This is a genomic window from Bacillus cereus group sp. N31 (assembly GCF_016483245.1).
Classification (GTDB): Bacteria; Bacillota; Bacilli; order Bacillales; family Bacillaceae_G; genus Bacillus_A; species Bacillus_A toyonensis.
Genome location: NZ_JAEHCH010000021.1, coordinates 40,879 through 64,812, shown reverse-complemented (window position 1 = coordinate 64,812; position 23,934 = coordinate 40,879). Strand labels below are relative to the sequence as shown.

Below are 23,934 nucleotides of genomic sequence, written 5' to 3'. Positions count from 1 at the left end.
ACTGTCACAATAAAAAAACAAAACAATACCTAAGGATATTGTTGTTTCCATAGTTTTTTATAGAGGGAGTTCGCGAACCTCTCCCATGCGGTGCATGGAATTTCTTCTTTCATTGACAAAACATATTGTAACATATTGTATACTACCAGAAAAAATTTCTGATTTTTCCGCTATTTTATATTCCATTTCTTTCATTTTATAGTATGATTAGTTTACTATTCGGAGAGAGGAGGCATCCCACTGAAACACTTTATTATTTACCTCTTTTTAAATATTTTATCTATTCTCGTTACAATGCTTATTTATCACTTATTTTGGAATCAAAAAGGGAAACGGTCTCCTAAATTAAATTCAGCTATATTTATTGTGCTGTGTTGCCTCGCTACAATACTATGTATCACTTTTGCAGCAAAAACAAATAATGGTTTTCAATTTGATATGCGTCATATCGTATTAATTGTCGGTACATTGACAGGAGGACCTATTGCTGGTGGTTCTATTTTAGCTGTATTAAACATATATCGCTTCTTATTAGGAGGAATAGGTGTTTTCCCATCTCTTATCGCTTCTATTGTTCTATTTATTGTTCTACTATTAACGTACAAATTTTTCAATCGAACTTCTAATCGTATAAAAATAGCACTTGCAATTATTTACAGTCTCACATATGGATTTAGCTGGATACCCTTCTTCCTTTCAGAAGTTACAAATAAGGTAGATTATATACCCCATATTATTGTGTATGAGTTATGTACGATGCTTGGTACGATCCTTATTTTATATTTACTACACATATTACAAACTCAAGTTCGTCTCCAAAATGAACTTATGAACGCTGAGAAATTTCATTTAATTGGTGAAATGGCAGCTTCCATCTCGCACGAAATTCGCAATCCTTTAACTTCAACGAAAGGATTTTTACAACTATTGCAGTCTGATACATGTACCGAGCAAGAACGGAAATTATATATCGATATAGCCATTAATGGTATCGAGCAAGCAAATCATGTTCTCACAGACTATTTAACCTTTGCAAAACCGAGTATTGAAAAAGAACAAACACTACAACTCGAGGAAGAATTACTGCATGCACTATCTTTAATTACACCACTTGCCAATTTAACAAATGTCCGTACTCATTACATAAAGCAAAGTACTTCTTTCTTTATCGCTGGAGAGAAGCAAAAACTAAACCAATGCTTATTAAATATTTTAAAAAACTGCATTGAAGCTATGCCAAAAGGCGGCGATCTTTATTTCACATTAGTTCCTGATCATAAGCATATCCAGCTATATATAAAAGATACAGGAGTTGGCATGGATCAAGAGCAGGTGAAACGCCTCGGTTCTCCTTTCTATTCAACGAAAGAAAAAGGGACTGGTCTTGGAATGATGGTTGTATTCAGTGTTGTTCAAGCTATGAATGGAAAAATTGATATTATAAGTGAAAAAGGAATCGGTACAACCTTCTTATTAACCTTTCCACTCATACAAAAAACGTGATGAAATAATCATCACGTTTTTTCTGTTCCTTCAACTAATTCAGCAAAAGCTTTCACTTTTCCATGTGGTTTTTGATTCTCTTTACGTGCTTTCCAAGCACGCTCTTCTTCTCTCTTTTTCTTGGACATACTTTTCAACTCCTTCTTTTCTTTCTCCATGTAGTATTCCAAAGTAAGAAAGAAAACTATGCATGTATCAAAAAAGAAGTGGTTTCCCACTTCTTCCACTTTATCGCTGCAAAATTGCGTATTTCGCCTCTTTTAACTGTGTAAGATGTCTTTGTTCATGTAAATCAAGAAATTGAACCCACTGATACAAATTCAAATCATTAAAAACAGGATGCTTTAATCCATTTTCAACTAATTCTTTTTCATCTATGATACTATGAAGCGCATGTAATAGTTCTTGTCGTGAATGTTCTAGCAATTGAATTCCTTGCTGTTTTTTCATTAAAGTTTCTGTTGGTTGCATTTGCTGAGGAGCTTCTCTTTTATGTGTGCGATCAAGCGTAAGTTGGAGGTCTTTAAATGGAGTCGCATTTCTTTCATTTTTGTGTAGAGCATATACAAGGGCAGATGTTACAGATTGTTCAACTAAATGTAAGTGATGTAAAATTTGAATAATACTCCATTTATCACGGCGTGGCTTTACATTCACTTCTGTATCATTTAACATTTCAATTTCTGATAATAGCGTGCTTCGGGTAGACTGCAATGAGTTCACCAAACTTTCTAAACTCACATCCATATTAGATTGAAGCATACTTCTTTCCCCCCTTTTTGTTGGTGAAAAGAGGTGCTCCTTATTAGAAACACCTCTTTAGTATTCTGAATTTTCTTTTATTATCTCATCATTTTCCCATTATGTCGATGTTAAACATGTGAAAAAAAGCGCATGTTTTTTACAATTTTGTGTCGTCAATTGCATGTAACCATGCTTCAATTTCTGTAATGACACTTTTCACACAACCTTCAGCAAATGGTGATGTTAAATTTGCCACTTCTACTAATTCTAAGAATGATTTACTTCCACCTTGTTGGCAAAGGTTCACATAATCTTCCCATGCCTCTTGTCTATTATCTCTTGCACGCTTCCAAAATTGCAGTGCACAAATTTGAGCTAACGTGTAGTCAATATAGTAGAACGGCGAGCTATAAATATGTCCCTGACGTTGCCAGAAGCCACCGCGCTCTAAATAATCATTATCTTCATAATCACGATGCGGTAAATATTTCTTCTCTATGTTACGCCATGCTGTCTTACGCTCTGCTGGTGATGCTTCTGGATTTTCATATACATAATGTTGGTATTCGTCGACAGATACACCATATGGTAAAAATAGAAGTGCTGAACTTAAGTGTGAGAAATAATATTTATCTGCATCTTCTTCAAAGAATAGTTTCATCCATGGCCATGTAAAGAATTCCATACTCATAGAATGAATCTCACACGCTTCATATGTTGGCCAATTATATTCTGGAATTTCAAATTTACGACTTTCATATACTTGGAAAGCATGACCAGCTTCATGTGTTAATACATCAATGTCACCAGATGTTCCATTGAAGTTTGAGAAAATAAATGGCGCTTTATAATTTTCGATATATGTACAATATCCGCCACCAGCTTTTCCTTTTTTCGCAACTAAGTCTAATAAATCATTATCTAACATGAAATTGAAAAATTCATCTGTTTCAGCTGATAACTCTTTATACATCGTTTTCCCATGATTAATAATCCAATCTGCATCTCCTTTTGGAGTTGGATTACCTGTAGCAAATTCAAAGTTTTCATCGTAATATGCTAGCTTTTCTACACCGATACGTGCTTTTTGTCTCTTTCTTAATTCCGTTGTAACTGGAACGATATAATCAAGTACTTGCTGACGATAATTCGCAACCATCTCCGCATTGTAATCTGTACGATACATTCTTGCATATCCTAGTTCAACAAAGTTTTTGAAACCTAAAGATTTCGCAATTTTCGTTCTTACTTTAACAAGCTCATCATAAATACGATCTAGTTCTTCCTCATTTCCAGCTAAAAATCCGTAGTATGCTTCACTTGCTGATTTACGTTCACTTCTTTCTTTTCCTTGCATAAATGGAATCAGTTGCGACAATGTTCTTTCTTCTCCTGCAAAGTCAATTTTTGCAGATGCTAACAACTGTGTATATTGTGAAGACAATTTATTCTCTAATTGTAAATCTTTCACGATTTCATCTGAATATGTTTTTAAATCACATTCTGCTAGAGCGAATAATTGCTTTCCGTAATAGGCTTCTAATTCTTCACGAAATGGAGAACTAATTAACGCCTTATAATATTTTGTTCCATATCCTTGTACAACTGGAGAGTATTCATCAAAGAAATCTTGCTCCTCCTTATAAAAAGCATCTGTCGTATCAACAGAATGACGAATGTAACAAAGATTCCCCATTGTACCAAAATTATTACGAATTTCATTAATTGAATTGATAACTTGTTTTTGTTCTTCTACAGTTTTTGTGTTATCAAATTTCTCTAAAGCAACGGTAAATTTCTCTTTTAATTCTTCAATATTTGGCCGTTTATATTCATAGTCTTTAAATGACATGAACGAGCCTCCTCTCCATTATGTATACCTTTACTATAATTCAATACTTATTCCCAAATTCCCTCTTAGTTTTCAACAAAATTCGGCAGCTGCCATCTTACTTATATGCAAAAAAGCCTTGGATTTTTTTATCCAAAGCTCCTTTGGAACATAGTATCACTTTTCATACTTTCCAATTTTTTTCAACAGATCAAGTAATTCATCCTTTTCATCCTTCGTTAACATTTCAAAAGACTGATGTATAACTTGCTCATGCCCTGGAAAAATAGAAGCAATGAAGCTCTCCCCAGACTCCGTTAATTGCGCATAAATAACACGTCTGTCATTCGGACATGGGATTCTCTTTACTAATCCCTTTTTTTCCAACTTATCTACAACATATGTAATGCTGCCACTAGCTATTAAAATACGCTCACCAATTTGCTGAAGTGGTTGACCACCTTTATGATATAGCAGTTCTAATACAGCAAATTCAGTTGGATTTAACCCGTTACTTTGTATAGATTTATTTGTAGTATCCATAACAGAACGGTGTACACGAGATAATGCAATAAATACTTTTAAAGATTGAGAAATATCTTCTCGTTCATTATTTGATGTCATACAACTTTCAACCCTTCACTTAAATTCTCAGCAATAAAAAGAAAATACAGCTTAATACTTCATGTGAGTTCCGAATGAGCATTCACTCATCCATTTCTTCTCCCCTAATATATTACGAATGATTCTTGAATAAAAACATGACAATTTTAACATAGTTTATATATAATGATAATAAAAAAAGAAGGAGTACCACATTTGAAAGTCAAATTCCAAAGCATAGTTTTATATATATTGCTTGTTATCCTACCAACGATAGTGATTGGTGCTACATTTTATTCCTATCATACGTATAAAATGAAGCAGGAAAACAAAACATCTGCTCATACGGTTCTCTTTTTATATAGAGACTATTTAGATCATCACCTTGGTGAAGCAATTTCTGCCTTAGAAATGCTTGCAAAAGTCGTAGGTACCGAAACTGGTAACATAAATGGGATTAAACAAATTGTGCATGATACAGATGGAAACGATGCGCGCTTTTCTGGTCTATATTACGTTACACCAGAAGGAATCATTACCATCGCATCAGAAAGCGAATCAAGACCTGTAGACGTCTCAGACCGCAAGTATATTCAAGACGCATTACAAACTAAGAAAACAACTGTATCATCCGTCATTACAGATCGCGTCCTTGGACATCAAGCTATTATAATCGCTTCCCCAATATTTAACAAACAGAAGGAACTCTCAGGCTTATTGTTAGCAAGTTTACGCTTTGACTACATTTCATCTTCTTTAAATGCTATTAAACCACAATACCATTTCGAAGTAACTGATAAACATGATGTAGTTTTTCTAACTGATGACAATAATGAAACAAGCGATGCGCATTCTAATATGCTCACTACCCCACTCCAAAGGTTAAATTGGAAGGTCTCTGTTTCTCCATTACCTATCCACAAGCAAACTTTATACCAATGGGTTGCAATAGAATGTATAGCTACTTTATTTTTAATGTCTATCTTATTTTTACTCGCTCAATATATGTTATTAAAACGGCAAACAAAACTGGAAAGACAACAAAATGAACTGCAAAAAATTGAATTGGTTGGAACTTTTGCAGCGAGTACAGCCCACGAAATCCGCAATCCTCTTACGGGAATTAAAGGACTCGTTGCGCTATTAAAAGAAAAATATAAAGATGAACAGGATCAGTTTTACTTTTCCATCATCGAACAAGAAATAGAGAGAATTAATGAAATTGTAAGTGAATTCCTTATTCTTGGAAAGCCAACTGCTATCATTGAACAAACATATGATGTGAGAACTATTCTAAATGAGGTAGCATTGATTATTCAATCTGAGGCGAATCTACATAACATTGTATTCCATCTACATTTGCCAGACCATCCTGTTCATATCCGTTGCTCAAAAGACCATATGAAACAAGTGGTTTTAAACATTACAAAAAATGCAATTGAAGCCATGACTTCTAGTGACACACTAACCATTGTCGTAACAGACAATGAAACACACGCACAATTGCAAATTATTGATACTGGAAAAGGTATTCCAAAACATATTCAAAAACACCTCTTTCATCCGTTCTTTACTAATAAAGATACTGGAACAGGTCTTGGACTTGTCATATGTAAACGAATTGTAGAGATGTACGATGGGCATATTTTTATTGACAGTAAAGAAAACGAAGGAACGACAGTTCATATCGAGATACCGTTACATACAGTATAATTATCCTTATCACAAAAGGGTAATTATACTTATTTCATAAAACCCGCCACAAGCATTCGCCAAAAATTATTCGATTTTCCTTCATATCCGATTTGGAAAATAGGTACCTTTATAATGGAAAACCATTTTGTTGTTTGTTTTTCTTTATAGCGCTGGTATTGTAAAATAAGCTTGTCCAATTCTTGACTAACTTGAATTGTTTCCCTACTAGTTAACCCGCTTGTTAATCCTAGTTGAATCATTTCTTCACGCTTCATATGAATATCACGTGAAAGCTTTTCTAATGTGTACTTCCTTTTTACAGTAAACATCCATATCCCCCTTATTATTCTTCCATGCTCTCAACTTCATTATTGACCTTTTACCTGCTTAATCATATTCAAATTTGAAGAATCAGAAAATTAAACATTTTCTCCCTGTAATTTACAAATCTTTACCCTCACTTTGAGAATTATTACAAATTATTCTATCTTTGTAAATACATTCGCAATAATAGACATTTTTTTCATCTTCTTTTTTTACAAATACCAATTAAATAGCGGTTTCTCTATTTAACATATACTTTTCTTCGACATTTTTTGTTTAATTTATATAAAAACGCAAAACATAATAATGATTGATAAAGTGAAACTTTAATCAGTGGGGGGGTTCATCCCCCACTGATTATTAGCACTCACCAATCGTGCGTTTACGAGCAGTGGATCTCCCCCCTAACTTCTTTGCTCCAGCCGAATTTTGAGGTGGGAATCTTACTGCCCGCAAATAGCGGGATAAAATAGAAAGGAAATATTTATATGCACAAATATACGATTGCATTGCTCATTTTTACTATGTTCTTACCATCCTTCTTGTTTCCGATTCAAGCCAATGCCCATACAAATAAAGTAGCTATTGTCATTGACGACTTCGGAAATAATATGAAGGGAACTGATAAAATGTTATCACTTCCCATTCCACTGACTGTTGCTGTTATGCCTTTCCTTCCTTCTACAAAAGAAGATGCAATAGCAGCCCATAAAAAAGGCCATGAAGTTATTATACATATGCCAATGGAACCTATTAAAGGTAAAAAAGAATGGCTTGGACCAAAAGCACTTACAACTGATTTAAGCGATGAAGAAATAAACAACCGACTCGAACAAGCGATTAAAGAAGTACCGCATGCAATTGGAATGAACAATCATATGGGATCAAAAGTAACAGCTGACGAAAGAATTGTACGTCTTATACTTACAGCTTGTAAAAAACACGGTTTATTTTATTTAGATAGCAAAACAAACCCTAATAGTGTCGTCCCACAAATCGGAAAAGAATTAGGGGTGCCTATTATTGAAAACCAACTATTTTTTGATGATGTTTATACAGCAGGACATATTTCAAAACAAGCTCAATTACTTATCAAAAAAATTCAAGAAAAACCAATTATGGTAGCTATCGGACACGTTGGGCCTCCAGGTGAAATTACATCACGTGTTATAGAAACCTCTATTCCCAAAATTCGCGAGCATGCAGACTTTATTTTTTTGTCTGATTTAGCATTATCTCCACCTGCTGTTTCAAAATAAAGTGAAACTTTAATTAGCGGGGCATTCACCACTAATTATTAGCCCTCACCAATCGGGCGTTTACGGGCGGCGGTGCTCCCAAAAATAGTGGGAGACAATTCATCACTTACACGAAAAAAAAGGTACCACTCTACATATAGCAGATTGGTACCTTTCCTTTTCACTTAAATATAATCTACATGACTCACTCTGAATCCTTTTTTTTCTATTTTTTCGATTAATTTCTTTAATCTTTTTTCATCTAACTCATCTGATATATTTACGATAATACGGCGAATATATTGATCACCGTTATCTAGCGTAAACAACCCACCGATATTATATGCTTTTAACAATGTCCCAAGCTCTTTAATCGTTCCCTTACAATCTTGTGTTGCAATTGTTAATATATAACCACCCGTCCGCATACCGAATGAGTCTTCAATAACATCAAATACATTGGAATGTGTTAAGATACCAACAAATTCATTATAATCATTTAGCACCGCTAAAAATGGGAGACGACGAATCACATAAAAAGCTCTGAAGAAAGAATCCTTTTCAAAAATAAATGCAGAGGAATTTTCTAACATATCTCCTGCACTTACATGCTCTAATCCGCTATTACACTTCTTTTCTAATAAATCTACTTTATAAATAATCCCCATGAATAGCTTCTCATCTTCTGCTAATACAGGGATTGCTCGAAATCCCGTTTCATTCATAATTTGTAATGCTTTTTCACCAGTATCATTTATCTTGCAATAAGTCACCTGCTGTTTTGGCAGAAAATGATATTTAACTCGCAAAATATGTTCCTCCTTACATGTCAACATGTAATCTATATATAATAAGGAGACCTATATTTTATGAGTAAAATTATTTTTAAAACGCTTTCATTTATTTATGGAATTGTAACGACATCGCAAACATTTTTATATAACAGAGCTCTTCGCACCTTTTATCATTAACAACTTTACATGATAGTTCATTAAATATTCTATACCCTCTAGCCATTTTTTCGCTTCTTCTGGCGTTTTCCCCCACACAATCATGCCGTAATTATGAACGAGAACTACTCCTCCACCTTCAATAAAATTCGGAACATTACTTTCTAACAAATCAGCAAATTTCTTTTCATCTTCTACAATTGGAATTGTCATTTCTGTTATACCTTCTTTTCCAAAAACACGTTCCACGCTACGTTTATCGAATGTTACTTCTCTTTCTTCTCCGTATAACTCTGATATTAAATGGCTATCTACAGTCTGTACTTGTAAAATACATTCCGCACTGCTTTTTTTATAAATATCCGCATGCATAAATGACTCTACCGCTGGTTTTTCCTCGTTTTCAAACACTGGCTCACACATGCAATTGACAACAATAAAATCCTCTTCTGAAAACAATCCTTTATCTCTTCCCTCGACATTCACTAAAAATGTTAATGGCTCTTTTGACGTACATAACGATAAACTAATTTTTGTACCATAAAACCAATCACGAAGTGCCAATTCAGATTTCACATCTTTTAATTCATTCCATTTCTTCAGAAAAAATAACATTTCGTCACCCCCGTCGTAATATTTATATAATGTTCGAATCCTTTCTATGTAAAAGGAATATTTTTTGATTATTCTAAAAATTTAATTGAATTATCACATGAGAATGCTTTTTTGTCAATATGATTTCAACGCTCCTCGTAAAAATAGGCTACTCACATACCAATCCCGCCGTCCATGTCCTACTTCATTTTACAATAAAAAATACGTTATTCTTCTAATGAAAGAATAACGTATTTTTCTCATTTGCTTTAAGTTCGTAAAGAATGACGGATCTTTTATCTTCGCATTCGCAACTGTTAAAAATTTAAAATGCGGCATATATTTCAATGTACGATAATCAATAATCTCATTCGTATTTAAAAACAAGTCCTTTACTTGCAATAACTCTTCTTTCGTAATTGGTGTATTTAAATCTTTTCTATTACATACTTTTTTATTAACAAATTCTCTTAATTATTTATCTGTTATCATATTTTGGCTATCTACTTGATTCTTTGTTTCCGTATGGCATGAATTAGAGTTATCATCTGCTTTCTCTGTTTCTTTGTCGCCTAATGTTACTACTACTAGCGCCTTAATATAATTTTTTCAAAATAAAATTCCCTTATATTGATAACTGCAATATTACATGTAAAATATGTTTCTAGCGATACACAATAAAAATCCCTTTATTCAAAGGGATTTTTTACCTATCGTATGAAGAATTTCACTTTTTTCTTTCTCATTAATAAAACCAATTTTTTGTAAAATATTTGCATACAATACAAGTTTATTATATATGCGCTCTGACATATTCTCCCTTCTTTCCTTCAGCCAACTTTTTTATATTGGTAAATTATATGAAGGAAATGAGAAAATGTGTCCACTTTTTGCATGAATGCAAACCTTTTATTTCATTACTGCTTTCACTTTATTTAACACACTGTCCATTGAATATTATGCTTCTTAACTTTTTCTTCAAAACTATATGGCATTTTCTTATCACAAATAACATGTTGAATACGAGAAAATCCTGCTATTCTATAATTCCCTTTTACACCTACTTTTGTATGGTCGCATAAAATATATGTTTTCTCAGCTAATTTCATCATCGCTTCCGACAGTTTTGCTTTTTCTAATTCAAAACTGGAAACGCCAAAACTAGGTAATAACCCATCAATCGAAACAAACGCTTTATGAAAATGAAATTGATGAATCACTTGCTGAGAAATAGATCCTGATACACGCGAATGCTTTGGGGATACTTTTCCACCAATAAATAAAACTTCACCGTGAAACATCTTTTTATTAATAGAAGAGATTAATTGTGTCGCTACTGGAAAAGAACTCGTAACAATCGTTAAATTTTTTCGATGAACAAGATATGGAACCATCTGAAGTGGTGTACTTCCGTCATCAATTGCAATGACATCACCATCTTCTACAAATGTTGCTGCTTTATAACCAATTCTTTTCTTCTCTTCTATATGTAGCATTTCTCTTTCTAACATCGGCGCCTCTATCCCGGCACCTGGAAGTTGAACAGCTCCACCATACACTTTCTTCAACTTTTTTTCACGATCTAACTCTTCTAAATATCGACGAATTGTTTCTGTTGATACAGCGAATTCTCTCGCTAATTCTGAAACCTTTACTTTTCCTTTAAACTCTACTTTTTCAAGAATAGTCCGCTTTCTTTCTTCTCCTACTACAGACATAGCTTCACCCCATTTGTATCTACCTCATAAAGTTCCTTGCTTATACAAAATTATAATTTTCTTTTTCAGTGAAAACCTCTTCATGAATATAAATGCCGCGCTTTTCTAGTTCATCAAAAACAAGTTGTGGATTTTCGAAAGCTTCTTCAGGCGTAACAACACCCATTTTATTTACATTCCCATTTGCAATTAACTCGGTAGCAATTCCAAATGGAATACCGACGTTTCTCGTATAAGCTCTTAAATTTTCCCATCCTACAATAGATCCATCAGATAACGGATGTGTATGATATAATACATGTCTCTGTTTCTCATTGTTTTTCATACCTACTACTTCTACATGAAGTGCATAACCGTATACTTCCGTCTCTTGACCTTCTTTCGATTGTAATAAATACTGCGAAATACAATCCATAATGCCAATTTCTTTCCCGTTTATTTCAATTTGATCATTACGCAATATGCCGTAATCATATAAAGCACGTACGAGCTGCATATTTTTCTTTGGCCAAGTTCCTCTCGTCTCTATCAGTTTGACACCTTTATTTTCTAGTGCCTTTGCTAACGTAATCGTTTCAGAATGCGGAATGATATACTGCATTGTTTTACCATAAGGCGCTGGCAATTCAATTTCTCTTGGTCGCGCAAAAGGAGGTACTTGCTTAAACTTACCATCTTCATATACTGTACGCGATGGTAAATTTGGATCATATTCATATGTCGTTGTTTCTGTAATTGATGCAGAAAAAGCAATTGGACGATACGAACCGTGACTTACACGAACAGACTCTACAGTATCTAGCTGCTTTGCTGCATGCATGGCCATCATTTGCGTTACACCTGGTGTCATACCAAATCCGGGTAAACATGTTTTTTCATTTTGAACAAATATAGCATGTGATGCATTTTCTTCACCAAATCCATTCAAATTCACACCGTGACACCCAGCTTCCGCAATACAACGAGTAGACAATCCATTTAACTTTATCGTCGTACCATCCATTACAATGTCATAGCCTTTCATTTTTGCAACTGTATCCTCATGATTTGTCACATCGACTTTCACAAAATCAACACGAGGATCGTTGAGCCATTCTACTACTTTACGGCCTTCTTCTTCGTTAAAATCGGCTACTGTAATCGTCTCAAAAGATGAAAATTGAACTAAATCCAAAATCGCTTCACGACAAATTTTACCTGCTCCACCTAAGCAAAATACTTTCAACCTATAACAACTCCTTTGGCGATACTATCAACTAAACGATTTATATCTTCCTCATGTACATCACCGATATTTCCAATACGGAACGTATCTACTTTCGAAATTTTCCCTGGATAAATTACAAATCCATACTTCTTTAACTCGTTATATAACTCCTGAAATTCAAATCCCTGTGGGTAAATAAACGATGTAATAATAGGAGATTGATATTTTTCATCTACTAATGACTTAAATCCAATTTCTTTCATTCTGTTGACCAATAATTTTTGATTGTTATAATATCGATTGCAACGTGCTCTTACTCCGCCCTCTTTTTCTAGTTCAAGCAAGGCTTGATAAAAAGCGTGTACAACATGCGTAGGTGAAGTAAAACGCCATTTCCCATTTTGCTCTTCCATCGTTTCCCATTGATCATATAAATCAAGAGATAAAGAGCGTGCTTGCCCTTTACACTTTAGTAATTCATCACGATTTGCGATAACAAAACCAAATCCAGGAACACCTTGAATACATTTATTCGCACTACTAATTAAAAAATCAATTTGCAAATCAGCAATGTCTATTTCAATCCCGCCGAAACTACTCATTGCATCAACAATTGTAACCTTCTCGTATCGCTTTCCTAATTTACATACATCTACAATTGGATTAATAATACCTGTAGTTGTTTCACAATGAACTACTGCAATATGAGTAATCTCTTTATCTTCTTGCAATAACTTTTCTACTTCTGCAATATTAGTAGGTTCCCACTCTTCTGTTTGGCTCACGACCACATTTATATGTAACATCTCTGCCATTTGCACAATCCTCTTACCGTATGCACCATTTGTACAAACAAGAAGCTTTCCATTTTTAGGAACGACAGAACCAATCACTGCTTCAACTGAAAACGTACCGCTTCCTTGCATTAAAACCGTTGTATATTTCTCTTCTTCTTTCGTTGCTAACGATACAAGTTTAGCTCTTACATCTTGCACCATTGTGTTATATTCAACATCCCATGTACACCAATCGTATAGCATAACTTCTTTTACCGTTTTTGTTGTCGTCAATGGTCCTGGCGTTAATAATAAGTAGTGATTTCCATTCATGATCCTTTGCCCCTTTTATGAAATAATAAGTTCTTGTTTCTCGATATGTTCAATTACGTTCTCGAGTTCTTGCATCGTTTCAATCGTAAAATGAGCTCCGTTTTCAACGAAACGATTACGAACTATTTCCATCTTTTCATGAAGTTCTACCGGATCCATAGTTTCAACTTCCCACTCGCTTAAGCCGAGCTCGCTACTACCGAGAATTACGCCAACAGTCCACATCCCAGCATTTCTGCCCTCGTTCATATCTGACACCGTGTCTCCCACTTTTATCATATGATTCATCGGATACACACCAAGTTCCATCGCATTTTTATAGCACATCCACGGGTACGGACGACCTGCTGGAACATCATCTGGCGTCACAAGAAAATCAGGTTTATACCCTTGTAATTTTGCTTCTTTTGCAACAATATCCATCATTTCTCTCGTATAGCCAGTTGTTGAGCCAATTTTAATGCCTCTTTTACGTAATGAAGCCATCACTTCTCTTATCCCATCAATTGGCGTGGCATAGTTTAGCAGAATAGCAAAGAGAATTTCTTCAAATTCTTTATACATCTCATGAATGTCTGCTTCTGTTGGTAATTGTCCGAAAACACGCTTCCACTCATTCGCAATACGAGGCATTTCTGTTAGTGCTCTTACATGATCTATTTTTAATAATCCCATTGGCTTACGTGCTTCTTCTGCTGTAACTTCAACACCACGTTTATGAAAAATTTTCATGAATACTTCCAGTGGTGCAAAACATCCGTAATCAACTGTCGTACCTGCCCAATCAAAAATAACTGCTTCTATTTTCATTCTATCCATCACCCTTCTTATTTATCTCGCTGTTCGCCAGGCAGTAAGACTCCCCCTCGCAAAGAAGTTAGGCGGGAATCATGCTGCCTTAAAATTCCGATTGGTTCAACTATTAATCAGCGGGGGATGCCCCCCCACTGATTAAAGTTTCACTTTATCTTTGTTGCCATTTTGACGTTCGGTTACGAAGTGCTTTCGTTCCCCATTCATATACAACTCTTACTACAATATTAGTAACAACAACAAGTACACTCATCGCAGCTGCTGGTGCCACATTTCCTGCATCATCCATATTTACAATTGACACAGCAGCTAGTTTAAAATCAGCTGCGTATAGGAATACAACTGCCGAGACAGTCACCATGGAATTTACGAAATAGTACATTACCATTTCTAAAATGGCTGGTAGACACATCGGTACCGTAACTCGAAAGAATGTTTTATAAAACGGGATCCCCATTGACTGTGAAACTAGTTCAAACTCTCGATCTAATTTCTTTAAAGCTGTCGTTGCCGTAACAAATGTTACAGAATAAAAATGAATGATATTAACTAGTACTAACACAGCAATTGTTCCGTATAGAGAATGAAACGGGTTCGTTACGGAAAGTCCAAATATTTGTATTGTTGGTTGACTAAAGAAGAAAACGTAGCCTAACCCAAGTACTAAACCTGGTATTGCTAAAGGTACGATAGAGAAAAAGTAACCTGTTTTTCGGAAAAATTGTAGCTGGTCTATTTTCTCAATTGCATACGCGAATACAAATGTTAAAATTGCCCCAATAACCGCTGTAACCGCTGAAACAATTACACTATTTTTAAACGCTTCAAGTCCATCTCCCGTTAAACTTGAAAAATTAAAATGCTCAAATGTAAAACTCATATTATACGGCCATACTTTTACACTTGCAGCAATACCAACTGCAACGAATAAAAGAATAATCATAAGCGTTATTACGCTACAATATACGAACGAAATAACATCTCTTTTCTTATTATTTATTATTCTGTAAGGTACTGCTTTTGAAGATAAAAAATTCGCCTGTTTTCTTTGCGTAATACGATCAACTGCAAAAGCAAAGATAGCTGGGATTAATAAAATCATTCCGACAGTTGCCCCCATTGGCATATTTTGCTGTCCAATTACTTGTTTATATACGTCAGTAGCAAGCACATTATATTGTCCTCCTACAATTTTTGGCGCCCCAAAATCAGTGAAACTAAGTGTAAATACAACGAACATTGCACTAATTAATCCGTACTTTACACTAGGTAAAGTAACAGTAAGAAACTGCTTTGTTTTACTCGCTCCTAACATATTAGAAGCTTCATATAAACGATAGTCAGATCCTTGAAAAGCAATTAATAAAATAAGGAATGCTTGCGGAAATGTATACATAACTTCAGCCATTACAATTCCTACCGGTCCATATAACGGTATTTGGATTCCTTCAAATAAACCAAACATCCCTTTCGTTATTAATCCTTGATTACCAAATAAATATGTAAGTGCTATACCGTGCATCATCGTTGGCGCGAATAATGGTAATAACGCTACGTACTGAAATATGTGCTTTCCAAAAACATTCGTACGAGCGATCGCATATGCGTAAATGAAAGCGAGTGTAACGGAAATAATTGTTGTCGCGCCCGAAATCCATATCGTATTTTGTAATGATTGAACTAAAGTTGATGTTGTGAAATATTTACTGAAATTCGCAACACCAACGAAAGCTCCATCTTTATCGTAAAAGGCTTGTGTAAACAATTGTAATAAAGGCAATACAAGTATGATAAGAAATGAAAGAAGCATACCGATAATTACTAGTCTCTGTATCCACTCTTCTTTACCGATACGTCTCTTAATCTTTTTTTTCGTATTTTCTACCTGATAATTTTCTAACATCTCCATCTATACAATGACCTTCTTTCCATATGACAACATATGATTTTCTGAGAAAGAGATTTGAATTTGCTTTCCTTTCCTAATAGAAGTTGCTTCTACTTCTGATGCCAATATATCCACTACGATTTTCTCGTTATAAAGGTGTGTTTTCTCTTCTATGACCCGCACTTCCGTCCGGTATACAGCCCCCCGGAATTCCATGCTTTCTACAACAGTTTTCATACCATTATTGTGCACAACTGTTACATGTTCAGGACGAATTGCATGTTCTTCATTATTTTTCGAAAAGAAATTAATAGAACCAATAAAATCTGCCACAAACGGATTGGCTGGTCTTTGGTAAATCTCCTCTGGTGTTCCAATCTGCATAATTTCCGCATGATTCATTACAACAATTTTATCAGCCATCGTTAATGCCTCTTCTTGATCATGCGTTACCATAATAGTTGTTACTCCGACTTTTTCTTGCAAATCACGCATTTCTCTACGCAACTTTTCACGCACTTTTGCATCTAAAGCAGATAACGGCTCATCTAGTAACAAAATATCGGGAGACAGAGCGAGCGCACGTGCAAGTGCTACTCGCTGCTGTTGTCCACCAGATATTTGAGCAGGATATTTATCTTTTACATTCAGTAAGTCAACAAGTTCTAACGCCAATAGCGCTTTCTCTTTTACTTCTGCTTTTCCATATTTTTTTGTCTTTAAGCCGTATTCAATGTTTTCAAGCGCCGTTAAATTCGGAAATAATGCATACGATTGAAAAACCATTCCGAAATTCCGCTTACCAGGCGGCAATGCTGTAATATCTTTCCCATTCACAGCTATACTACCTGTTGTCGCTTCTTCTAACCCTGCTAAAATGCGAAGCAACGTCGTTTTCCCACAACCACTCGGGCCTAATAAACAAACAAACTCATTTTTTTTCACTGTAAAAGAAATATCTTTTAACGCTGTAAATGCATCAAACTGTTTTTGAATGTGTTGAATTGATAAATATTCGCTCATTTTTCTCTCTCCCACTCACTTACTTTTTCGGTTCTGCTTTTTGACCAAACTCTTTTTCCCAACGCTCTAAAATTTTGTCGCGATTTTCTGCTGCCCATTTAAAGTCATTCTTTTTGTATAACTTTTCTGTCACATCTTTCGGGAATCCATCTGGAAGTTTATAGTCATTTTTAATTGTCGCAAATCCATTTTTCTCGAAGTATAACTTCATTACATCATCTGTAATTGCCCAGTCTAAAAACGCTTGTGCTAATTTATCATTTTTCGCATTTTCTTTCTTAATAAGTGCGTTCGCTTCTACTTCCCAGCCTAGTCCTTCTTTCGGCAGTACAACTTCAACTGGTGCACCTTTTTGTTTCTCTTTTAAAGCGCTATAAACCATTGACACACCAACTGGATATTCACCTGCACCTGCTAATTTCGCTGGTTTTGAACCGGAATGCGTATAAGATGCCATATTATCATGAAGTTTTTTCATGTAATCCCAGCCCTTATCTTCACCCATAATTTGCAACCATGCAGAAACTGTTAAAAATCCTGTTCCAGAAGAAGCTGGATGTGGCATAACAAGTGTTCCTTTATATTCTGGTTTCGTTAAATCTTCATATGATTCTGGCATCGGTAAATTTTTCTTCTTTAATTCTTCTTTATTTACAGCAATCCCCGTCATAAACGCAGTATTACCTACCCATTTTTCAGGTTTCTTATCATCTTTAAATTGCGGAAGGACACGATCCGATCCTTTTGGAGAGTATTCTTTTAACATATCTTTTTTCTCTAAAGCTAATAGACTAGACGCCGCAGTTCCCCACACAACATCTGCTTGTGTATTTTTTCCTTCAGCTAGCAATTTCGCTGTAATAACTCCTGTTGAATCACGAACAATGTTCAACTTCACATCCGGGTATTTCTTTTTGAAAGAATCAAGATAAATCGGTACAAGCTCTTCTTCAATCGCTGTGTAAACAGTTAACGATCCAGATAATTTATCATCTTTCACTTTTGCTCCAGCACTTTCTTCTTTCTTTGCACCACACCCCATTAATAACGAAAATACCATTCCAGTTGCTACAGCTTTAAAGATTGTTTTTTTCACTGTCTCTCTCTCCTTTTACAAATCTTATGTACAACTCAAATATAAACAATTAGTGTAAAAGCAGTATTAAACCAACATTAATCTTTTGTTTGTTGTTTGTTTTTGTGTAATACGTTGCTACTTCTATGTTTTTTCACATTTTTCTGCTAATAGAAAATATTAAATTTACAAATAATTAAAAAAACCTTTATAATCCCACAAAAAAATGAGGCGTTTGTAAAAAACGCCTCATTTTTGTTTACCTTTTTTTGAATTTCGATTTGCATACTTTGCACTGTTTTCTCCTTCATACTCTAATGCAAATTCTGCATCTGGTAAGCTTTCTTTCGGAGTTTTATTATTGTTAATTGCCGCATTTTGTTTCACTTTTCTTTTTACCAATACGTTCACCTGCTTTCAAGAAATTACTTTCTACTCTAGTTTGGAGCAATCTGAAATAACTATTACTGGCAAGTGTTAACAAGTACATAAGAGCTTATAGATGGAAATACTACATACGAACAAACCATTACAAAAAGGAGCGATTACTTTGAAAGAGAAAGAAACAATCCAATCGCCAATTTTAGACGAGACGCTCCCTCATCAAATGAACTTCCCTTCTTTTAAAGGAACAGGAAAAAAGATGCAACAACCTTTTGTAAATCAATATGATGTTGTAATTGGAGACAGTAAATACAATTCCGAGAACAGCCCCTTAAACAATTGGAGTGATGAGGTAGACCCTGCCATTATGGCTGGGGATGAATGGATCCATCCTACAAATGATATCGGGTGGATTGCAGAAGAAAATCAAGAATTACTTAAAAAAGAAGTTGATAATAAAAATGACGCTTTTATGCATCCCCAATTCGGAATTAACGATTAAAAAAACCATTCTACCTAACGCAGGTAGAATGGCTTCATGCTATCCAATAATAATTCTTTCTTTCGGATATTTATAGCGAGGTGGTTGTTCTCTTCCACCACTAGCTAATATAAATGTTAAAATACCGACGCGTCCGATAAACATGAGTACAATAAGTACAAGTTTACCAACAGTTGTTAAATCTGGCGTAATACCTGTCGATAAACCTGTCGTCCCGAAAGCAGAACAAACTTCAACAATCAAACTCATAAGCGGTACATTTTCCGTAATGGATAAAATAAATAGTGCCGTGGCACATAATAATATTCCCATTGTCATAACGACAGATGCTTTTAATACATCCTCTTCATGTAGCTGTCTTTTAAAGACTCGAACCGTTCTACCGCCCCTTGCAAATGTATATAACGATAATATACTAACCGCAAATGTTGTCGTACGTATCCCGCCCCCAACCGAACTTGGAGATGCTCCAATAAACATTAATATACTCATAAACAAAAGCGTTGGTTGTGACAATTCACGTATATCCATTGTAGCGAGTCCACCGCTTCGCGTTGTCACAGATTGGAATAACGTATAGAAAACCGTTTCATGCCATGACTTTCCTACTAAAAAATGATTTCGTTCTAGTAAAAAAATCATGATGGTTCCAACAACAACAAGTGCAAAAAATGTTGTTGTCGTCAATTTTGTAAATAACGAAAAACGAAAAAGTTGTTCTCTCTTCTTACTAAGAAATTGCTTCACTTCCATTAACACAGGGAAGCCAATCGCTCCTAAAATAATGAGTAACATATGAATCATTTGAACGATATAATCTTTTTTGTACGGGATTAGCGATTGTCCTGTTAAATCGAATCCACCGTTCGTCGTTGCACTAACAGCGGCAAAGAAACCGTGAAAATAAGCTTCTTGCCAAGTCGGAAAGTACAGTAAAAATCTTGTACCTAACAGGATCGCTCCAATGATTTCTATCGAAATAATTACAATTAAAATAGAACGCATTAATTCTACAAGACCCGATAAATTTCCTTGATTATGGTCTGCCATAATTAATCTTCTTCGCTGCAAACCAATCTTTTTACCCGTTATAATCCAAACGAATGTGCCAAGTGCCATGATGCCTAATCCGCCTAATTGTAAAATTAGAGCTAATACAATAATTCCTGCTGTTGTAAACGTATCTGAAATCGTAACAACTGAAAGTCCTGTAACACTTACCGCACTAACAGATGTAAATAGGGCATCGATAAATGTCCATTTCACATCAGCCTTCGTAACAAACGGTAAACTAAGTAATATTACCGATACGACTACTGCTAATAAATAAAACAAAACAATAAGTTGTACGGGACGTAATTTTTGTAAAAACTTTTTTATATCTCTCATTCCATCACTTCGCTACCTTTTTTCTATCGATTAAATAAAGAAAAATCATCACTTTCTTTATTTGTAAATAACTGCTGAAATAGTTTTGCAAATACCATTCCGTATACAGTTCCATTTCCCCCATATGGCAGTGCGTAATATAAATTATGTATCTTTTTATCTTCTTTTAAAATAGGAAGACCATCATGACTACCACCAAATGCTGCTGCCCAATAGTACTCTGCCTGTATATTATTAAATTGCGGGAACATTTCTTTTACAATATTAATAAGGATATCACGCTTATGCAATAATTTCGAATCACCGATATTTTGAATTTTCAGCACCTCATCTAACCCGCCTACAATAATGCGGTTTTGATACGTTCGAAAATATAGGTAAGGCCGTGCCGTTTCCCAAATTAATGATTGCTCATGCCAACCTTCGAACTGATCTATCTTATTTGTAACAACTGCATAAGACGTTTCTACTATTGTATTTTTTTCTTTCTTTCCAAAAAGCGCTTCATAACCTGTCGCCATAATAATATTCTTTGCTGCTATTTTATTTCCTGTCTTCGTGTAACAAATTAGATCATTTTGCATTCGTTTAATATGTATTGCCTCTGTATATTCATATATAGTAGCACCCATTTGCTTTGCTTTATGCAAAAGACTATGTGCTAACAAATATGGATTCACTTCTGCGTCACCGCTTGTATATAATGCTGCTTGTTTTGCAAATGAATAACGTTTCTTAATATCAGACTCTGTAAAATATTCAACCGGAAATTCATAATAGCGTAACGTATTATATTCTTCTTGTAAAAATGAAATATCCTCATCTCTACTCGCATAATACAAACTATTTCGCGGAATAAAATGGGGATTAATATCGAGAGTCGGTACAACCTTCTCCATTGTTCTAAGGGCTTCATAACAAAGCCTATATGCTCGTACCCCTTTTACTTTCCCAAATGTATGAATAAGAGAGGTTAACGATTTATCATGAAGAAATTGTAATAAACCTGTATTGGCAGCTGTGCTACCACATGCAATTGCTCTTTTTTCAATGAGCGTAACACGCATTCCTATCTTCGCTAATGAATACGCTATATGAGCACCCGCTTCGCCACTTCCGACTACGAGCACATCACATATCATATCATTTTCTAACGTTGGATAACAAGGTACAGAAACTCCTCTATTCCAAAACAACTTACCAGTCATAAGCTTCATAATTATACTCCTAAAATGTAAATTTCTCCTTTCTATGTTTTGTTATTTTCCATAAAAAAATCCAACTAACACAACGCTAGTTGGATTTTTTATTTTTAATTGGAACGCTCTTCAAGCCAATTTCCAATCGTCGGATATGTTTGTTTTACAGCTGTTCCACCGTAAACGATAGACATATGCCCTGTTGGTAAACATACATATTGTTTATCTGTGCTAGAAATATGATCTAGTAAAGCTTCCACTTGACATGGCAGAGCGATATGATCACGTTTCCCGGAAATATTTAAGACATTCGCCTTAATATTTGCAAGGTCTACCTTTTGTCCACGAATAACGAGTTCACCTTTAACCAATTTATTATTTTGATAAAAATCACGAATCCACTGTCTGTATGATTCACCCGGGAACGGAATGCCATCGCCAACCCACTTTTGAACTAATTTCCAGCTTTCGACGAAGCGCTCATTTTCTGAACGATCAACTAAAGCAACGTATGGACCAACAAAATTCGTAATTGGTTTTAACATCTTATTTCCGAAATCAATCATTTCTGGCGGAATATTTCCGAATGTATCAACCGCCTTATCTAAATTGAAATATTTCTCATCTAATAAAGGACCATATAATCCTGTTTCAGAGAAATCGAAAGGACTTGTCATAAAAATTAAGTTACGAATTGGCATATGCGGATGAAGTGCCGCATAAATAGACGTTAGCGTTCCACCCATGCAATAACCAAGTAAAGAAATCTCGTCCGATTTTGCAGTTCGCATTACTTTTTTCACTGCTTTTGCAATATAATCGAACACGAAATCATCAAATTTCAAATGACTATCTTCTAAACCAAATGTGCCCCAATCAAGCATATACACATCAAAACCACGATCTACTAAATATTCCACTAAACTATTTCCAGGAGTTAAATCCATAATATATGGCTTATTAATAAGAGCATATATTAATAAGATTGGGACTCTCTGTGTTTTTTCTTGTTTTGGAATGTAACGATAAAGCTTCGTTTTATTCTTCGTCCAAATAACCTCTTTCGGTGTTAAACCAACTTGTGGTTCTGGTTCGCGTAATAAAATTTCGCTCGCTCTTTTCACACGGCGATATGCTTTGCGATATTCTTCTGGGTACAACTCCAATTGCTTTTCCCATTCTGTTACGAATGTAGTCATTTTTCTATCTCCTTTTCGGTCGATTTCTTTCTAAAAAAAGAAGTGCATTCCTGATATGGATATGCACTTTTTTCTTACTTCATTACATGTATAATCCACCGTTAATGTTTAATTGCTGACCAGTGATATACGCACCGTCACGGCATAGGTATACTACACCTTTTGCAATTTCATCAGCTTGTCCAAAACGTTTTTTCGGGATTTTCGCAACGATTTTTTGACGCACTTCTTCTGGTACCTCTGCTACCATTTCAGTATCGATAAATCCTGGGCAAATTGCGTTTACAGTTACATTTGTTTTTGCAAGTTCTAACGCTAATGATTTTGTAAATCCTAGCATACCTGCTTTTGCTGCTGAGTAGTTTGTTTGTCCAAATCCACCAGCTTGACCAATAATAGAAGAAATACTAATGATTCTTCCTTCTTCTGCTTCCGATATGTATGGAAGTACCGCACTTGTCGTATTAAATACACTACTTAAGTTCACGTCAATTACGCGTTCCCAATCTTCACGATTTAATTTTTTGAATGTACGATCTCTTGTAATACCAGCATTATTAACAAGAATATCCACTTTACCAAAATGATTCACAGCTTCTTCTACAAGTCGGTTTGCATCTTCTACTTTAGAAACATCCGCTTGAACTGCATAAACGTCATGCCCTTCTTTTCCTAGTTCATTTACTAAGTTTTCAGCTGCTTCTTTACTGCTGTTATAGTTAATAACTACTTTTGCTCCCTCTTGTGCTAATGCTACTGTAATTGCTTTTCCAATTCCTTTTGCCCCACCTGTTACGATTGCTACTTTGCCATTTAATTGAACCATTTCTTTTCCCCCTTAAATGAATTTGTGAACGATTATTATGAATCATTTTGGTACTCATACTAATAGAGTCCATATATTAATTATGTTTCGTTGTTTATACGTGAAAAAGAGATTCTCCCT

Annotated in this window: 23 protein-coding genes, 1 pseudogene and 1 riboswitch; of the genes and pseudogenes, 4 read left to right on the top strand and 20 right to left on the bottom strand. The window is 34.9% G+C overall.

Annotation, left to right across the window (positions count from 1 at the left end):
* Positions 1 to 43: 43 nt before the first annotated feature.
* A riboswitch (PreQ1 riboswitch) is annotated at positions 44 to 87 on the bottom strand.
* A 207-nt stretch (positions 88 to 294) separates the two neighbouring features.
* Positions 295 to 1,503, top strand: a complete 1,209-nt coding sequence (gene kinB, locus JDS81_RS22060; RefSeq protein WP_002038243.1) for a sporulation sensor histidine kinase KinB — start codon at positions 295 to 297, stop codon at positions 1,501 to 1,503.
* 11 nt (positions 1,504 to 1,514) lie between these two features.
* On the opposite strand, the gene JDS81_RS30550 is transcribed toward kinB, so the two are convergent.
* The 4 genes from JDS81_RS30550 to JDS81_RS22045 form a co-directional block, all read right to left on the bottom strand.
* Entirely contained in the window at positions 1,515 to 1,631 is a 117-nt protein-coding gene (locus JDS81_RS30550) for a DUF6254 family protein (protein WP_000038354.1), read from the bottom strand.
* A gap of 100 nt (positions 1,632 to 1,731) precedes the next feature.
* Positions 1,732 to 2,265, bottom strand: coding sequence for a DinB family protein (locus JDS81_RS22055; protein ID WP_000941967.1), 534 nt, complete (start codon positions 2,263 to 2,265; stop codon positions 1,732 to 1,734).
* A gap of 139 nt (positions 2,266 to 2,404) precedes the next feature.
* Complete coding sequence (locus JDS81_RS22050; RefSeq protein ID WP_097954206.1) at positions 2,405 to 4,099, bottom strand: M3 family oligoendopeptidase; 1,695 nt, start codon at positions 4,097 to 4,099, stop codon at positions 2,405 to 2,407.
* Positions 4,100 to 4,255: 156 nt separating this feature from the next.
* On the bottom strand, positions 4,256 to 4,702 hold the full coding sequence (locus JDS81_RS22045; protein WP_000203343.1) for a MarR family winged helix-turn-helix transcriptional regulator: 447 nt from the start codon (positions 4,700 to 4,702) through the stop codon (positions 4,256 to 4,258).
* A gap of 195 nt (positions 4,703 to 4,897) precedes the next feature.
* Here JDS81_RS22045 and JDS81_RS22040 point away from each other — a divergent pair, with 195 nt between their 5' ends.
* Positions 4,898 to 6,394 carry a DUF3149 domain-containing protein gene (locus JDS81_RS22040; RefSeq protein ID WP_087949129.1) on the top strand — a complete coding sequence of 499 codons (1,497 nt, stop codon included), beginning with the start codon at positions 4,898 to 4,900 and terminating at the stop codon, positions 6,392 to 6,394.
* Positions 6,395 to 6,423: 29 nt separating this feature from the next.
* Here JDS81_RS22040 and JDS81_RS22035 read toward each other — a convergent pair whose 3' ends face one another.
* The gene (locus JDS81_RS22035; RefSeq protein ID WP_097954207.1) at positions 6,424 to 6,705 is read right to left on the bottom strand and encodes an aspartyl-phosphate phosphatase Spo0E family protein; all 282 of its coding nucleotides are present in this window, start codon (positions 6,703 to 6,705) and stop codon (positions 6,424 to 6,426) included.
* Positions 6,706 to 7,188: 483 nt separating this feature from the next.
* On the opposite strand from JDS81_RS22035, the gene JDS81_RS22030 reads away from it, so the two are divergent.
* Positions 7,189 to 7,959 (top strand): divergent polysaccharide deacetylase family protein, encoded by a 771-nt coding sequence (locus JDS81_RS22030; protein ID WP_097954208.1) that lies wholly within the window; start codon positions 7,189 to 7,191, stop codon positions 7,957 to 7,959.
* Between the two features lie 164 nt (positions 7,960 to 8,123).
* On the opposite strand, the gene cbpA is transcribed toward JDS81_RS22030, so the two are convergent.
* From cbpA to JDS81_RS21975, 11 genes and pseudogenes are all read right to left on the bottom strand, one after another.
* Positions 8,124 to 8,747, bottom strand: coding sequence for a cyclic di-AMP binding protein CbpA (gene cbpA / locus JDS81_RS22025; protein ID WP_001264225.1), 624 nt, complete (start codon positions 8,745 to 8,747; stop codon positions 8,124 to 8,126).
* A gap of 126 nt (positions 8,748 to 8,873) precedes the next feature.
* The gene (locus JDS81_RS22020; RefSeq protein WP_000896003.1) at positions 8,874 to 9,503 is read right to left on the bottom strand and encodes a class II aldolase/adducin family protein; all 630 of its coding nucleotides are present in this window, start codon (positions 9,501 to 9,503) and stop codon (positions 8,874 to 8,876) included.
* A 231-nt stretch (positions 9,504 to 9,734) separates the two neighbouring features.
* Positions 9,735 to 10,061, bottom strand: a pseudogene (locus tag JDS81_RS30545) (NEAT domain-containing leucine-rich repeat protein); the annotation flags it as partial.
* Between the two features lie 356 nt (positions 10,062 to 10,417).
* Positions 10,418 to 11,200, bottom strand: a complete 783-nt coding sequence (locus tag JDS81_RS22010) for a DeoR/GlpR family DNA-binding transcription regulator (protein ID WP_097954209.1) — start codon at positions 11,198 to 11,200, stop codon at positions 10,418 to 10,420.
* Positions 11,201 to 11,240: 40 nt separating this feature from the next.
* Positions 11,241 to 12,425: a saccharopine dehydrogenase family protein gene (locus JDS81_RS22005; RefSeq protein ID WP_097954210.1), complete on the bottom strand. Its 1,185-nt coding sequence runs from the start codon at positions 12,423 to 12,425 to the stop codon at positions 11,241 to 11,243.
* Positions 12,422 to 13,516, bottom strand: a complete 1,095-nt coding sequence (gene phnW / locus JDS81_RS22000) for a 2-aminoethylphosphonate--pyruvate transaminase (protein WP_097954211.1) — start codon at positions 13,514 to 13,516, stop codon at positions 12,422 to 12,424. Before phnW ends, JDS81_RS22005 begins: the two co-directional genes overlap by 4 nt.
* Positions 13,517 to 13,531: 15 nt before the next feature.
* Positions 13,532 to 14,326, bottom strand: a complete 795-nt coding sequence (phnX, locus tag JDS81_RS21995; protein WP_097954212.1) for a phosphonoacetaldehyde hydrolase — start codon at positions 14,324 to 14,326, stop codon at positions 13,532 to 13,534.
* A 154-nt stretch (positions 14,327 to 14,480) separates the two neighbouring features.
* Positions 14,481 to 16,238 carry a putative 2-aminoethylphosphonate ABC transporter permease subunit gene (locus JDS81_RS21990; RefSeq protein ID WP_142312452.1) on the bottom strand — a complete coding sequence of 586 codons (1,758 nt, stop codon included), beginning with the start codon at positions 16,236 to 16,238 and terminating at the stop codon, positions 14,481 to 14,483.
* Complete coding sequence (locus tag JDS81_RS21985) at positions 16,239 to 17,240, bottom strand: putative 2-aminoethylphosphonate ABC transporter ATP-binding protein (RefSeq protein ID WP_088055439.1); 1,002 nt, start codon at positions 17,238 to 17,240, stop codon at positions 16,239 to 16,241.
* Positions 17,241 to 17,259: 19 nt separating this feature from the next.
* Positions 17,260 to 18,336, bottom strand: a complete 1,077-nt coding sequence (locus JDS81_RS21980; RefSeq protein ID WP_097954213.1) for a putative 2-aminoethylphosphonate ABC transporter substrate-binding protein — start codon at positions 18,334 to 18,336, stop codon at positions 17,260 to 17,262.
* Positions 18,337 to 18,564: 228 nt separating this feature from the next.
* Positions 18,565 to 18,717 carry a hypothetical protein gene (locus JDS81_RS21975; RefSeq protein ID WP_000240799.1) on the bottom strand — a complete coding sequence of 51 codons (153 nt, stop codon included), beginning with the start codon at positions 18,715 to 18,717 and terminating at the stop codon, positions 18,565 to 18,567.
* 100 nt (positions 18,718 to 18,817) lie between these two features.
* Here JDS81_RS21975 and JDS81_RS21970 point away from each other — a divergent pair, with 100 nt between their 5' ends.
* Complete coding sequence (locus JDS81_RS21970) at positions 18,818 to 19,201, top strand: DUF3905 domain-containing protein (protein ID WP_000404293.1); 384 nt, start codon at positions 18,818 to 18,820, stop codon at positions 19,199 to 19,201.
* A 39-nt stretch (positions 19,202 to 19,240) separates the two neighbouring features.
* Here JDS81_RS21970 and JDS81_RS21965 read toward each other — a convergent pair whose 3' ends face one another.
* The 4 genes from JDS81_RS21965 to JDS81_RS21950 all read right to left on the bottom strand — a co-directional run bounded on the left by JDS81_RS21965 (position 19,241) and on the right by JDS81_RS21950 (position 23,814).
* Complete coding sequence (locus JDS81_RS21965) at positions 19,241 to 20,590, bottom strand: TrkH family potassium uptake protein (protein ID WP_001204697.1); 1,350 nt, start codon at positions 20,588 to 20,590, stop codon at positions 19,241 to 19,243.
* Positions 20,591 to 20,613: 23 nt separating this feature from the next.
* Positions 20,614 to 21,807 carry an NAD(P)/FAD-dependent oxidoreductase gene (locus JDS81_RS21960; protein WP_097954214.1) on the bottom strand — a complete coding sequence of 398 codons (1,194 nt, stop codon included), beginning with the start codon at positions 21,805 to 21,807 and terminating at the stop codon, positions 20,614 to 20,616.
* 95 nt (positions 21,808 to 21,902) lie between these two features.
* The gene (phaC, locus tag JDS81_RS21955) at positions 21,903 to 22,988 is read right to left on the bottom strand and encodes a class III poly(R)-hydroxyalkanoic acid synthase subunit PhaC (protein ID WP_000206839.1); all 1,086 of its coding nucleotides are present in this window, start codon (positions 22,986 to 22,988) and stop codon (positions 21,903 to 21,905) included.
* Positions 22,989 to 23,070: 82 nt separating this feature from the next.
* A complete protein-coding gene (locus JDS81_RS21950; RefSeq protein ID WP_000250411.1) occupies positions 23,071 to 23,814 on the bottom strand; it encodes an acetoacetyl-CoA reductase in 744 nt (247 codons plus the stop codon).
* Between the last annotated feature and the right edge of the window lie 120 nt (positions 23,815 to 23,934).

Bases quoted from the DNA above. Each gene is read 5' to 3' on its own strand.
- kinB (WP_002038243.1), top strand. From the start codon at position 295: ATGCTTATTTATCACTTATTTTGGAATCAAAAAGGGAAACGGTCTCCT.
- JDS81_RS30550 (WP_000038354.1), bottom strand. From the start codon at position 1,631: ATGTCCAAGAAAAAGAGAGAAGAAGAGCGTGCTTGGAAAGCACGTAAA.
- JDS81_RS22055 (WP_000941967.1), bottom strand. From the start codon at position 2,265: ATGCTTCAATCTAATATGGATGTGAGTTTAGAAAGTTTGGTGAACTCA.
- JDS81_RS22050 (WP_097954206.1), bottom strand. From the start codon at position 4,099: ATGTCATTTAAAGACTATGAATATAAACGGCCAAATATTGAAGAATTA.
- JDS81_RS22045 (WP_000203343.1), bottom strand. From the start codon at position 4,702: ATGACATCAAATAATGAACGAGAAGATATTTCTCAATCTTTAAAAGTA.
- JDS81_RS22035 (WP_097954207.1), bottom strand. From the start codon at position 6,705: ATGTTTACTGTAAAAAGGAAGTACACATTAGAAAAGCTTTCACGTGAT.
- JDS81_RS22030 (WP_097954208.1), top strand. From the start codon at position 7,189: ATGCACAAATATACGATTGCATTGCTCATTTTTACTATGTTCTTACCA.
- JDS81_RS22020 (WP_000896003.1), bottom strand. From the start codon at position 9,503: ATGTTATTTTTTCTGAAGAAATGGAATGAATTAAAAGATGTGAAATCT.
- JDS81_RS22010 (WP_097954209.1), bottom strand. From the start codon at position 11,200: ATGTCTGTAGTAGGAGAAGAAAGAAAGCGGACTATTCTTGAAAAAGTA.
- phnW (WP_097954211.1), bottom strand. From the start codon at position 13,516: ATGAATGGAAATCACTACTTATTATTAACGCCAGGACCATTGACGACA.
- phnX (WP_097954212.1), bottom strand. From the start codon at position 14,326: ATGAAAATAGAAGCAGTTATTTTTGATTGGGCAGGTACGACAGTTGAT.
- JDS81_RS21990 (WP_142312452.1), bottom strand. From the start codon at position 16,238: ATGGAGATGTTAGAAAATTATCAGGTAGAAAATACGAAAAAAAAGATT.
- JDS81_RS21985 (WP_088055439.1), bottom strand. From the start codon at position 17,240: ATGAGCGAATATTTATCAATTCAACACATTCAAAAACAGTTTGATGCA.
- JDS81_RS21970 (WP_000404293.1), top strand. From the start codon at position 18,818: ATGGAAATACTACATACGAACAAACCATTACAAAAAGGAGCGATTACT.
- JDS81_RS21965 (WP_001204697.1), bottom strand. From the start codon at position 20,590: ATGAGAGATATAAAAAAGTTTTTACAAAAATTACGTCCCGTACAACTT.
- JDS81_RS21960 (WP_097954214.1), bottom strand. From the start codon at position 21,807: ATGAAGCTTATGACTGGTAAGTTGTTTTGGAATAGAGGAGTTTCTGTA.
- phaC (WP_000206839.1), bottom strand. From the start codon at position 22,988: ATGACTACATTCGTAACAGAATGGGAAAAGCAATTGGAGTTGTACCCA.
- JDS81_RS21950 (WP_000250411.1), bottom strand. From the start codon at position 23,814: ATGGTTCAATTAAATGGCAAAGTAGCAATCGTAACAGGTGGGGCAAAA.